At 57.7% G+C, this 11,615-nt stretch carries 9 protein-coding genes; 5 read left to right on the top strand and 4 right to left on the bottom strand.

The window, feature by feature from the left end; translation table 11 throughout:
• Both ACESMK_RS18385 and ACESMK_RS18380 read left to right on the top strand, forming a co-directional pair.
• A partial coding sequence (locus ACESMK_RS18385; protein ID WP_373001779.1) for a DUF5666 domain-containing protein occupies window positions 1–1,405 on the top strand: 1,405 nt, incomplete at its 5' end.
• A 129-nt stretch (window positions 1,406–1,534) separates the two neighbouring features.
• Complete coding sequence (locus ACESMK_RS18380; protein ID WP_373001777.1) at window positions 1,535–3,475, top strand: methyl-accepting chemotaxis protein; 1,941 nt, start codon at window positions 1,535–1,537, stop codon at window positions 3,473–3,475.
• On the opposite strand, the gene ACESMK_RS18375 is transcribed toward ACESMK_RS18380, so the two are convergent.
• The gene (locus ACESMK_RS18375) at window positions 3,472–4,446 is read right to left on the bottom strand and encodes an NAD(P)H-dependent flavin oxidoreductase (protein WP_373001775.1); all 975 of its coding nucleotides are present in this window, start codon (window positions 4,444–4,446) and stop codon (window positions 3,472–3,474) included. The genes ACESMK_RS18380 and ACESMK_RS18375 overlap by 4 nt on opposite strands.
• 127 nt (window positions 4,447–4,573) lie before the next feature.
• Here ACESMK_RS18375 and ACESMK_RS18370 point away from each other — a divergent pair, with 127 nt between their 5' ends.
• From ACESMK_RS18370 to ACESMK_RS18360, 3 genes are all read left to right on the top strand, one after another.
• Window positions 4,574–5,305, top strand: a complete 732-nt coding sequence (locus ACESMK_RS18370) for a DsbA family protein (protein WP_373001773.1) — start codon at window positions 4,574–4,576, stop codon at window positions 5,303–5,305.
• Window positions 5,306–5,432: 127 nt separating this feature from the next.
• A complete protein-coding gene (locus ACESMK_RS18365; RefSeq protein WP_373001771.1) occupies window positions 5,433–6,452 on the top strand; it encodes a rhodanese-related sulfurtransferase in 1,020 nt (339 codons plus the stop codon).
• Window positions 6,453–6,472: 20 nt separating this feature from the next.
• Window positions 6,473–7,204: a YdiY family protein gene (locus ACESMK_RS18360; protein ID WP_373001769.1), complete on the top strand. Its 732-nt coding sequence runs from the start codon at window positions 6,473–6,475 to the stop codon at window positions 7,202–7,204.
• A 20-nt stretch (window positions 7,205–7,224) separates the two neighbouring features.
• On the opposite strand, the gene ACESMK_RS18355 is transcribed toward ACESMK_RS18360, so the two are convergent.
• From ACESMK_RS18355 to ACESMK_RS18345, 3 genes are all read right to left on the bottom strand, one after another.
• Window positions 7,225–8,172 carry a YbgA family protein gene (locus ACESMK_RS18355; RefSeq protein ID WP_373001767.1) on the bottom strand — a complete coding sequence of 316 codons (948 nt, stop codon included), beginning with the start codon at window positions 8,170–8,172 and terminating at the stop codon, window positions 7,225–7,227.
• A 118-nt stretch (window positions 8,173–8,290) separates the two neighbouring features.
• Complete coding sequence (locus ACESMK_RS18350; protein ID WP_373001765.1) at window positions 8,291–10,534, bottom strand: glycosyltransferase; 2,244 nt, start codon at window positions 10,532–10,534, stop codon at window positions 8,291–8,293.
• Window positions 10,531–11,589 carry a YbhN family protein gene (locus ACESMK_RS18345; RefSeq protein WP_373001763.1) on the bottom strand — a complete coding sequence of 353 codons (1,059 nt, stop codon included), beginning with the start codon at window positions 11,587–11,589 and terminating at the stop codon, window positions 10,531–10,533. Before ACESMK_RS18345 ends, ACESMK_RS18350 begins: the two co-directional genes overlap by 4 nt.
• Between the last annotated feature and the right edge of the window lie 26 nt (window positions 11,590–11,615).

The raw sequence follows: 11,615 nt of genomic DNA, 5'->3' as shown, positions 1-11,615 counted from the left end.
TGCCGGAGACGGAGGACTGGATGTAGCCGAAGGCGGCATCCGGGGAACAGGTTCAAGTGTCGGACCGGTTTCGGGGTTCGGGAGTGTGTTTGTTAATGGAGTGGAGTTTGCCACCGACCGGACTGTTCTCGGTGACGATGGTATCGATCAGGAATCCCGCCTTGTTGTCGGTATGATTCTGAGGGTTGACGGGAAGTGGAGAGACACTGGCCTAGGCGATGCGGATACCGTCGAATACGACGATACCCTCCGTGGTGAGGTGCAGATTCTGGCGCCGTGGGATCCTATAAGTAAAGCGGCAACGGTAGAGATTCTCGGGCAGACAGTCAGAATCGATTCTCAGACTGTGGTCAAAGGCACGCTGGTAGAAAACCTCGCCAACGGGGAATTTGTGCGCATGTCTGGCTGGCGTCTTCCAAATGGGGAGTTTCGTGCCAGCTATATCGGGCTTCGGACTCAGAGCAACAGTGACGACTTTGACGAATTCAATGAGGTTGAATTGGAAGGTGTAATCTCCAACCTGACGGCAACAGATTTCCAAATCGGATCCCAGTTGGTGAATTACTCCGGCGCGACGCCTGATGGCCTGGATCTGGCCGATCTGGAAGATGGTGACGCGGTGGAAGTAGAAGGTTCGCTTTCTGGTAGTACCCTGATGGCACAGGAAATCCGGCCAGATGACACCCGGCGTTACTTGCCGGGTACAGATGACGATATCGAGTTCGTCGGCCCCGTGTCCTCGGCCTATAGTCAGTCTACAGGGACCTTTACGGTTAATGGCATCACGGTGCGTGTGACAGCCGATACCGAGTTTGATGGACTTTCCGGTCCCAGTGATCTGCTTCAACGACTTCTGGTCCAGGTTGAAGGCGAATTCGAGCCCGACGGTTCGGTGACTGCTCAGGAAATCGAGTTGCGCGAAACAGACTCGGAAATCCAGGGTGGCCCTGCTCAGGAAATTGATCCTGCTCTAAGACAATTCAGAGTTGGGGGTGTTCTTGTTCAGGTCTCGCCGCTGACAATCATTACCGATGATGATGACGATGTCCGTCTTTCGCTCAACGATCTGGCGTTGCCACGTGAGCTGGAAATCGAGGGAATCGAGCGAGCCGGTAATCACGGCAGCATCTATCTGGAGGCTCTGAAAATTGAGCGTGAGGATGATTTGCCTGATGGAGAGTTTGAGCTAACCGGTCGAATCTCTGAAATGGTGAACGACCGGATTCGGGTGCTGGGAGTAGACCTGTATATTTCTCAGGACACCGAGTTTGACGACATTTCCCGAAGTGAGCTTCAGGGGCTTGTTGATAATAACCAGAGGCCGAGAGTGGAAGTTGAATATGAATTGATCGGCACGCGCTACGTTATCGACGAAATCGAACTCGAAGAAGACGATGACGATTAACAACAAAACCCGTACATAAATGCGGCCCACTTCGGCCCGGGTTTTGCTATACATACGGATACACGCTTCGCAGGGACGCTGTTAACGACTGTGCAGGATGCATGAAGCACACACGCTAGCGGAGTCCGTATGTCACTCAGTTTTATCAGTCGGCTGATCTCAAGCCGCCTTCTCCGGCCGGTTTTCATCGTTCTGGTGGTTGCCGGACTGGTTCAGGTTGTGGTCAGCCAGTGGCTGATTTCCAGCCAGGTGGAGCGCCTGGTCAACACCGCAGGGTCTGCCCTCGAGGCCAGCAGCCAGCAGGTCAGCGCTTCCTTCGGGGATACCCGCGAAGATGTCCGCTCCCGGCTGGAGACCATGCGGCAGAAGACCACCGAGGAACTCTCCGCCGAGCTCACCCGTCAGCAAACCGAACAACAGGACCGCGTTGCCGGCAACGTTCGAACCGCTGTCATGGCGGAAGCCCAGGGGCTGGCCGACGTGCTGGCGGCCGTTGCTGCGCCGTTGATCTGGGATCGTGATGTACCACGGCTTACTGATCTGGTGGAGCTGGCGGACGCCCGGGAATCCGTTCTTTTCGCGGTTTATTACGACCAGTATGGCGATCGCCTGACCCGTTATGTGGATCGCACCGATGATCGGGTGCGCACCTTAATGGAGCAGGGGGAAGGCCGTGGTGCGGCAAACCGTGTCCTGGATGCGGCAAGCCGCGATCCGAACGTTGTGATTATCACTGCTGATATCGCGCCCCAGGGGTCTGCTATTGGCCAGCTGAAACTGGGGTTATCCCTGGAGGGTATTAACCGGGATCTGGCCGCCCTCGAAGAGGAGTTCAGCGCTACGATCACCGGCAGCATCGATGCCCTTCGTGACACCCTGGAGTCGGAAACCGAGCAGGTTAACCAGCGCCTTCAGCAGCAGTTGGCCGGTATGGACTCCGACACCCGTTCCCGAATTCAAAGCACCGTAGAGGCTCTGGATACCGAGGCGTCCAGCCTCTCGGCCAACCTGAGCCTGCTGGCCATCGGTTCGGTAGTGGTTCTGATTCTGCTGGTGGCACTGGTGCTGGGTGGTGGATTGCTGCCCCGCGTGTTCCGCTTGAGCTCGGCCATCTGGGGGATCGCCGATGGTAAAGCGGATCTGACCCGCCGGGTGTCCATGAAAGGTAACGATGAACTCACAGAAATGGCCCGGGGTGTGAACCGGTTTATCGCCCGCATCCAGGAACTGGTCTCGGACGTCAAAGAGTCCGCCGAATCGGCCGCCGGCCAGGCCCAGGCCCAGGGGGAGATCAGCCGGAACGCAGTGGCAGCCGTGAATCGTCAGGAACAGGATGTGGCCGAGGTGTCCGGAACCATGGAGGCCATGTCCCGCAGTATTTCCGAGGTGGCGGAGAACATTCAGGACATCGCCGGCTCGGTCAGCAATGTCAGTTCCGAGAGTGAGGCCACCGCGGGCATTTCCCGGGAAGTGCGAAACCGGCTGGACCAGGTGGTCCGGAACGTCGAACAGGCGGTGGAAGCGGTTACTCAGCTGGACAACCAGAGCAGGGAAATCGGTTCGGTGCTGTCGGTGATCGGAGCAATTGCCGAGCAGACCAACTTGCTGGCACTGAACGCGGCCATTGAAGCGGCGCGGGCCGGAGAGTCCGGCCGTGGTTTTGCCGTGGTGGCCGATGAAGTCCGAACGCTGGCAAGCCGCACACAGGAATCCACCACAGAGATCCAGGCCATCATTGATCGTCTGCAGCAGGGCAGTCGGCAGGCGGTCAGTGCCATTGGCGAAGTGTCTGGCCAGGTTGCGGAGTCGTCCTCGGAGTTCCGCCGGGCCGATGAACATTTTGACCGGATCAATCAGTTGCTGGTCAGCCTTCAGGACAGGGCGCTGGCCATCTCATCCGTAGCCGAAGAGCAGGGCCGGCATGCCAGCGAAGTCAGTGTGAGTGTGAGCGACATCGCCGGCTCGTCGAGGGATACGGTGCAAGCCATCGAGCGTTCCGATGAAGCCAGTGGCCAGATTGCCCGGACACTGACTTCGTTGAAGGACAAAGCCTCACAGTTCCAGGTTTAGTGTCCTGTCGATAGCATGCGTTCCCGGGCGCTTCTGTATTCCCCGGTCAGACGGCTCACCAGATCCTGAACAGTCAGCACGTCGTGGATCTGGCTGACGCCTTGGCCGGCGGACCACACGGTTTTCCAGGCCTTGGCTTCATCATCAATAGGTTTCAGTTTTTCGCCGTAGTTGATTTCGCCGGCCTGGTTCAGCTTGTCCATGGGAAAGCCGGCCGCTTCCAGACTCTGGCGCATGAAGCTGGCGGGCACGCCGGACACCGCCGGAGTGTGGATGATATCGCCAGACACCGCCTCGATGATCATGTTCCGATAGGCCTCGTCGGCCCGGGACTCAACGGTGTTGATAAACCGCGTGCCCATGTAGGCCAGGTCCGCGCCAAGGGCCTGCGCTGCCAACAGGTCCTCACCCTGGGACAGCCCGCCCGCCAGCAGGATCGTGCCGTCAAAGACTTCCCGGATTTCGTGCACCAGAACAATCGGGTTAATGGTGCCCGCATGACCGCCGGCGCCGGCCGCCACTGCGATGATACCGTCAACACCCGCCTCCGCCGCCTTGCGGGCATGTTTCTGGTTGGTCACATCGTGGAACACCACACCGCCGTAACTGTGAACCGCATCAACCACCTGGCTGGCTGCACCCAGGGAGGTGATGATAATGGGCACCCGGTGCTTCACGCACAGCTCCAGGTCTGCCTGCCAGCGCGGGTTGGTACGGTGCACAATCAGGTTTACAGCGTAAGGTGCTGTTTTTACGCCCGGGTTCGTGCTTCGGAAGGCCTCCAGCTCTTCATTCATCTGGATCAGCCAGTCCTCGAAACCTTCGCTGGTGCGCTGGTTCAGGGCTGGAAAGCTGCCAACGATACCCTGTTTGCAACAGGCCAGTGCCAGTTCAGGACCGGAGATCAGGAACATGGGGGCAGCCACCAGTGGCAGTGAGAGGGTGTCGTTCAGGAAAGCGGGCAAGGGCATGAGATTTCCTTAATTTTTGTTGGAACTTTTGTAGGATATAAAGGATCTTAGCGTGCCCGGCCGATTCTGAAAACGGTCGCGAGCTAATTAATTCCGGAAAACCAGAAATACAAACAGGAGCCCCTCCATGGGTGAAGCAAAACGACGCAAGGAAACCGGTGCACCACCTCCCAGAAAAGGAAAATCCAACAAGCCGCTGTACATGGGCATTGGGTTGCTGGTTCTGGCCGCGGTGTTACTCGGTGTATTTTTCCTGACTGCCGCACCCGAACCGACCTCTGATGAATTACCCGTTGCCGCACCTAACGCTGAGGAATTCCCGGCCCAATTAGACCAGTTCGGCGTTTCTGTGGGTCCTGAAGACGCCCCGGTGGTGGTTCGCGAATTTGCCGATTACCAGTGTCCGGCCTGTGGAACCTTTTCGTCTGCCAGCAAACGGCTGAAGCAGGAGTATGTGGAAGCCGGTAAGGTCCGGTTCGTGTACTTCGATCTGCCATTGCAGCAACACCAGAATGCCATGTCCGCCGCCCAGGCAGCCCGGTGCGCCGGCGATCAGGACGCCTACTGGGACATGCATGACCGCCTGTACGATTCCCAGACCGAATGGAGTGGCTCAAACGATCCGGTGGCTACCTTCACCCGTTATGCCAGTGATCTTGAACTGGAAGAGCGTCGTTTTCGCCGGTGTCTGACGACAGAGCTGCATCGTGAGGCGGTAGAGCGGAGCCGTCGTGTGGCCATGCAAATGAGAGTGACCAGCACACCCACGGTGCTGGTGGATAACATCCGCCTGACACGGCCAGGCTGGGGGCAACTCTCTGCGGTGGTCGAGCGCGAACTGGCCAATAACGCAGACTGATACCCGGGTAACCCCGCACTTGATCCTGAGCCTGAGTTGGTTAAAATTTGCGCCCTCTCAGGCTCTCGCCTCTGAATAACCCCGAAACCATGCTCCGGATTTACGATCCGGCCCGCAGGAGAATATGATGAGCAACAACGTTGTTGTCTGCGCACTGTACAAGTTCGCAGTCCTGAATGATTACAAATCCCTCCGCCAGCCGCTGCTGGACCTGATGCTCGAAAAGGATGTGCACGGCACCCTGTTGCTGGCTCGCGAGGGCATCAATGGCACCATCGCCGGCAGCCGCGAAGGCATTGATGCTGTAAAAGCCTGGATTGCCAGCGACGCGCGTTTCGACGGCATTGATTACAAAGAATCCTTCGTGGATATCCAGCCCTTCAAGCGCACCAAAGTGAAGCTGAAGAAAGAGATCGTCACCATGGGCGTGGAGGGGATCGATCCGAAGCGCATTGTCGGTACGTATGTGGAACCCAGGGAGTGGAACGATCTGATCTCGGATCCGGATGTGGTTCTGGTGGATACCCGCAACCAGTACGAAGTGGAAATCGGCACCTTCAAAAATGCCGTCAATCCGGCCACTGATACCTTCCGGGAGTTCCCGGAATACGTGAAGCAGAACCTGGATCCTTCGAAGCACAAGAAGGTGGCGATGTTCTGTACTGGCGGTATCCGTTGCGAGAAATCCACTGCCTATCTGAAGGAGCAGGGTTTCGAGGAGGTGTATCACCTCAAGGGCGGCATCCTGAAATACCTGGAGGAGGTGCCGGAAGAACAGAGCCTGTGGCACGGAGAGTGCTTTGTATTTGATGACCGGGTAACGGTTAATCACAGGTTGGAGCGTGGCGATTACGATCAGTGCCATGCCTGCCGCAGGCCGATCACAGAGGAAGACAAGCAGCGCCCCGAATATGAGCAGGGCGTGAGTTGCCATCAGTGCATTGATTCGCTGACCGAAGAACAGAAAGCCCGGTTTGCCGAGCGTGAACGGCAGATGCGCCTGGCCGAGCAGCGGGGCGAGGCCCATGTTGGCGGTGAAGCGGCGCGCATCATTGCAGAGCGAAAGGCCCGTAAAAAGGCAGAAAGAGAACGTCAGGCCCGGAAAAGCCTGGCCGGCGAACAGGCCAGGAAAACCGAGGGCGCCTGACCAACCCGAAAGGAGACGTCATGGATTTACGACAGGTTGTAGCCATCACCGCAGTTGCCGTTGCGCCTTTTGCCAATGCGCAGGACGCCGATAACTGGAAGGGCGAAACCGAAGCGGGTGTATTGATCACCTCCGGCAACACCGAAGAGACCAACATCAAGGGTCGGCTGGGTCTGGTCCATGAAGTTGAAACCTGGCGTAACAGTGGCGATTTCCTGGCCAATTATTCCGAGGCAGATGACGAGACCACCGCCGAGGAATACCAGGCCGCCCTGGAGACGGACTACAAGTTTGCCGAGAACCAGTACTGGTTTCTTCGGGGTTCCTACGAGGACGATCGGTTTTCCGGCTACGATTTTGAATCCACGGTAACCACGGGTTACGGGAATCGGGTGTGGAACTCGGGCGATCGTTCCTTCCTGGATCTTTCCATTGGTGGCGGTTATCGCTACAACAAGCTGGAAACGGTGAACGCTCAGGGGGAGGATGCCGAGGAAGAGGCCATTGCCCGGCTGGCAGGGCAGTTTGATTATGCCCTCTCGGAAAATTCCCTGTTTCGCCAGAAACTCAGCACGGAAGTCGGCCTGGATGAAAACAACACAGTGACCGAATCGGTCACGTCCCTGCAGGCGAACGTGGTTGGCAATCTGTCCATGAAAGCCGCCTTCCGGGTGAAGCACGTATCGGACGCACCGGCCGGTTCTGAAAACACCGATACCGAGACGACACTCTCCCTGCTTTACGGTTTCTGATTAAAGACCTCTACCCGGGGTCAGACGTTGTTCCTGAGACCCAGTTCATCCGGATAGGGCGTCAGGTATTGCTGGGCATGCAGATAGTCTACCGGTTCCCGGCGCTGGGCCATTCGCAGCAGCGTCATGGGAACCACCAGGGGCACCTCCCCTCTGCGATAAGCCTCCATCTGCTCCATCAGTACCTTACGGTCCTCGTCGCCCATGGAATCCCGCAGGTAACCCATCAGGTGCTGCATGGCGTTCATGTGCGAACCCCGGCTGACCTTCTGGCTCATGGCCTCCATGAACAGGTGGATGTAGCGGTCGGCGATGTGATCCAGCGGCTCGGATTTCAGGTCCCCCAGCATGGGCCCCAGCTGGCGGTAGATTTTTTCCGAGTGAGCCAGAAGCTGGAACTTGTGGCGGGTATGAAACTCTATCAATGCCCTGGCCGAGAGTTTCTCCCCGGCCACGTTCTGCATCCAGTCATCGTAAGCAAACACCCGCTCTATGAAGTTTTCCCGGATCATGTCGTCATTGAGGCGGCCTTCCTCTTCAACCGGCATCAACGGATAGGCGTTCAGCAGAGCCTCGGCAAACATGCCCCGGCCGTCGCGACGGGTGACGTTGCCCTGTTCGTTGTGCACCTTGATGCGCTCCATGCCACAGCTGGGCGACTTGGCCATGAGGATATAGCCACGCAAATCCGCCAGGGTCGGCATGATCTGGTCAATAAAACCCAGCATGGCGTCCGTATGGTCGGCTGTGCCTCTGGTTTCAATCAGGCGAAGGCCGTCACTGTATTCGCGCAGGTGGATGGCGGGCCGAGGAACGCCCAGGCCGGCCTCGAGCTCCGGGCAGATGGACCGGAAGTCAAAGTGCTTCGAAAGCACCTGGGTACAGTAGCGGGAATGTTTGTGGCCGCCATCATGGCGAACTTCCTTGCCCAGCAGGCAGGTACTGATTCCGACGGGGATGCCGCTCACGTTGCTCTCCAACAATTAACGCGCCAGGGATTAACCCGGCCCGATGGCTAAAACGGTCTTTGTAATACGTGAATTCAGTCTAGCCCGATCAGAGCCTGGTGAAAAACCGTAACCCTACCTATTCCGCGTGGCCTCCCGAGCCTTTGCGTTTCTTGTCGAACATGGCCAGGGTCGTGGCGTAAATGGTGCGAACATCCGTGGCGAACTGCTCCACCGAATAGTCCTTTGCAAACTCAAGGGCCTGCGAGGCAAGTTTCCCACGCAGCTCGTCGTCTTCCAGCAGCTTCTTTACCTGTGCCCGCCACTGGTCCTGTTTCTCCGGGGTCTTGAAACCGTTGAACCCATGCCGGACCACATCCTCAATGCCGCTGGAACGTACCGCTACCACGGGCAGTCCGGCCGCCATGGCCTCCAGGATCACCATACCCTGGGTTTCGGATTTCGAGGCAAACAGGAAGGCATCACCCAGACGGTACCAGATCGCCATCTCGTCTGGCGGAACGGCGCCGACCAGAGTGAAGTGTTGTTGAAGCCCAAGGTCGTCGATCTTCTTCTGCAACCGGTCTTTCTGGTGGCCGTCGCCGATCATGAGGAACCGGAACGGCACGTCGGTTTCCCGCCTCAGGGCATCAATGGCCTCAATCATGAAGTCGATATTTTTTTCGTTAGAGAGTCTGGATACGCTGACGAATACTTTCTCATCCTTGAGCTGCATCTTCTCCCGCAGCTCCTCAATGTCCTTCTCCTGAACTTCCTGGAATTTGTGGTATTCGATACCCGTGGGCTGCACGAAGGTCGGTGTTTTTACCCCGATCATGCGCAGGTATTCCTCAGTGGAGTAGGTAGGTACGATCACCCCGTCGCACTTGTTGGCAAAGCGCTTGATCAGAGCATGGGAAATAAGGTTGCGGAACAGCATGCCCGGTAACGGCACAAAGTGGGCGTAGTGCTCGAGGCGGGTATGGTAGGTGTAGATGGCCGGTATCCGCAGACGTCTCGCCACGAACAACCCCAGCGACCCCAGCCAGAAGGGATGATGCAGGTGGATAACATCCGGACCGAAGGCCCGTACCCGCCTGCGGATGCGGCCGAGAAAGATGTTGGCCAGGCGGAACTCCCGCTTCTCTCCCATGGCGAAAAGCGAGGGCACTCGCAGCACGTGGGCCTCGGCTTCCGGTTGACCCTTGTAGCGGGGCGCCACCACAAGCAGCTTGTCGCCGAGACTCTCCAGGCCCTGGCGCAGCCGCTCGATGGAAATGGGTACGCCGCCGATGAAGGGCAGGTAGTTGTTGGTGAACATGGCCACCCGCATGGGTTTATCCAGCCAGGGCGCCGGGTCCAGATCGTAATCCGGGTAGTAGTCCTTACCGATGAAAATCGCCCCATACAGCTTGATCGTGATGGCGGCAAACACCGCGACAATCAGCAGGAAATTGAGGTAACCGGTGTAGAACAGGGAATAGATAAAAAACCAGAGGCTCTCCAGGCGCTTCAGCACCGGGTGCTGGCCTACTTCCAGGCGCTCAAGGTTATGGCTTACGTTGCCGTCAAAGTCCACATTCACCCGCACGTAGTGATAGAAGCTGGTGTCGTTGTTCATCACCAGGCCGCCCGCGCCGCCAGTGGTTACAAAGGTGGTATCGCCTATGGTGTCTTCCGAGTAGAGCGACAGGTTGGCGGAAAACACCCGGTCGATGTCATAGTCATCAATCGCCCTCATCAGAGCATCCCGGAATTCAGGGGGCGCCAGGTAATCGTCCTTCTGGTCAAAGGGCGCATCCTCATCCGGATGCAGGGGGGGGTGGCCAATGAACAGAATGCGCACCTTTGATTCATCTTTGGCCAACAGCTCGTTCAACCAGCGGATCTGCCAGCGCCAGGGCGTTTTCCCGGTGCTGTCCATGAAAATCAGCAGGCTGTTACCGGCCTCAATGCTGAAGAAGTGCGGCCCGAAATGGTCGTAGAAACGGAAGCTGCCAAAGTTCTCGTATTCGTGGGCGCCGAACGTCAGCAGGTAGGGAATATCCAGATGGCTCAGGGTGCCGTGCAGTGCGCGGTATTTATCTTCGCCGCCGCCACTGACGGCATTGCCGGCAGAGACCATAAAATCGATCCCGGACCGGTTCAGCTCGGGGACGATGCGGTCTTCAAATACTCCCACCGAATTGTTGATGTTACCCACCACGGCGAAGCTGAAGGGCTTTCCTGGCTCGATCTGGCGATGGATGCGCTCAACCTGTTCGGTATGAACCCCCTCGAAATTCTCGGTGAACAGGTTCAGGTACGCTTTGTAGCCAACCAGCAGGAGCACCACCAGTAGGCACAGGTAGAACAGAAGCTTGAGTGGGTTGCGGAAAATCATCCGGCTCTCCTGCGGTTGGCGATAAGTTCCCTCTGAAGCACCACAAGCCCTACAAGCATACCAAGATAAATAGTCAGCAGGCGCCAGCAGACGATGACCAGTATCAGGTGATTGCCTGAGAGGATATCCCGGAAGAAACTGCCAAAAACACCCTCGGAAATACCGGACGCCCCGGGCGTGGGTGAGAAATACATGATGAACGTGGTAACCACCAGCAGGCCCAGCGACACCAGATAGTCGATATCGTAATCCAGGCTGACCATCAGCAGCGCCGGAAAACTGAACAGGCTGAGCAGGAACACCGCGGTGAACAGAACCGACAACCAGACGTACAACGGCTCGCCGCGCAAATAGTCGCTGAAGCTGCGGGAAAACCTCAACATCTCCCGGCGGGCCTTGAACTGCCAGCGCCGGTGCCGCTTCTCACTGATCAGATGCACCCGGCGGGCCCCTCTGAGGATACGAGTAAGAGGACCAATCAGCCAGTGGGTCCGGAACAGCAACACAATGAAAAAGCCCAGATACAGCACAATGAAAACAGCCAGAGCCGTGCCAACGTCGCCGGCGATGGTCGTGCCATCCAGGGACTTCAGGGTGAGCAGAAACACCGGCGTCAGCGAAAAGATAAACAGCACCGCAAGAACCGTTCGAATGGTGGTGGCGGCCGTGGCCCTGCCAACCGGTATGCCGTGGTGATTCAGATACCAGATCTGCGCAAAGCCGCCCCCGGTGGCCATGGGCGTGATGTTGGAGAAGAACAGATTGAGAAACACCAGCCGAAACATGGCGGGCAAGGGCAGCCGGTGGCCGAGCGCCCTCAGGGTAAAATACAGCCGCAGGCCATCGGCGATGAAATACACCAGCAACAAACCAGCCACCGACAGCAGGGTGCCCGGAGCGATCAGCCGGGCATCAAAGTTGATACTGCGCCCGGCAAACTGATCATAGACGGCGTACAGCCCTGCCGCCGTCAGCGCAACGAACAGCAGACTGAAAATCGCCAGCCGCCGCCCGGAGGCACGCTTCGAATAGTTGATGTCCGTGGAGTCGGTCATGGGCTGCCCGTCAGAGTGAGACGGGC

The organism is Marinobacter sp., assembly GCF_041687235.1.
In the GTDB taxonomy this organism is placed as follows: domain Bacteria; phylum Pseudomonadota; class Gammaproteobacteria; order Pseudomonadales; family Oleiphilaceae; genus Marinobacter.
Note: the sequence above shows the minus strand (reverse complement) of the source record. Positions and strands in the feature narration are given on the sequence as shown.

What these genes read in the sequence shown, in the direction of transcription:
- ACESMK_RS18380 (WP_373001777.1), top strand. Translation starts at nt 1,535, where the DNA reads ATGTCACTCAGTTTTATCAGTCGGCTGATCTCAAGCCGCCTTCTCCGG.
- ACESMK_RS18375 (WP_373001775.1), bottom strand. Translation starts at nt 4,446, where the DNA reads ATGCCCTTGCCCGCTTTCCTGAACGACACCCTCTCACTGCCACTGGTG.
- ACESMK_RS18370 (WP_373001773.1), top strand. Translation starts at nt 4,574, where the DNA reads ATGGGTGAAGCAAAACGACGCAAGGAAACCGGTGCACCACCTCCCAGA.
- ACESMK_RS18365 (WP_373001771.1), top strand. Translation starts at nt 5,433, where the DNA reads ATGAGCAACAACGTTGTTGTCTGCGCACTGTACAAGTTCGCAGTCCTG.
- ACESMK_RS18360 (WP_373001769.1), top strand. Translation starts at nt 6,473, where the DNA reads ATGGATTTACGACAGGTTGTAGCCATCACCGCAGTTGCCGTTGCGCCT.
- ACESMK_RS18350 (WP_373001765.1), bottom strand. Translation starts at nt 10,534, where the DNA reads ATGATTTTCCGCAACCCACTCAAGCTTCTGTTCTACCTGTGCCTACTG.
- ACESMK_RS18345 (WP_373001763.1), bottom strand. Translation starts at nt 11,589, where the DNA reads ATGACCGACTCCACGGACATCAACTATTCGAAGCGTGCCTCCGGGCGG.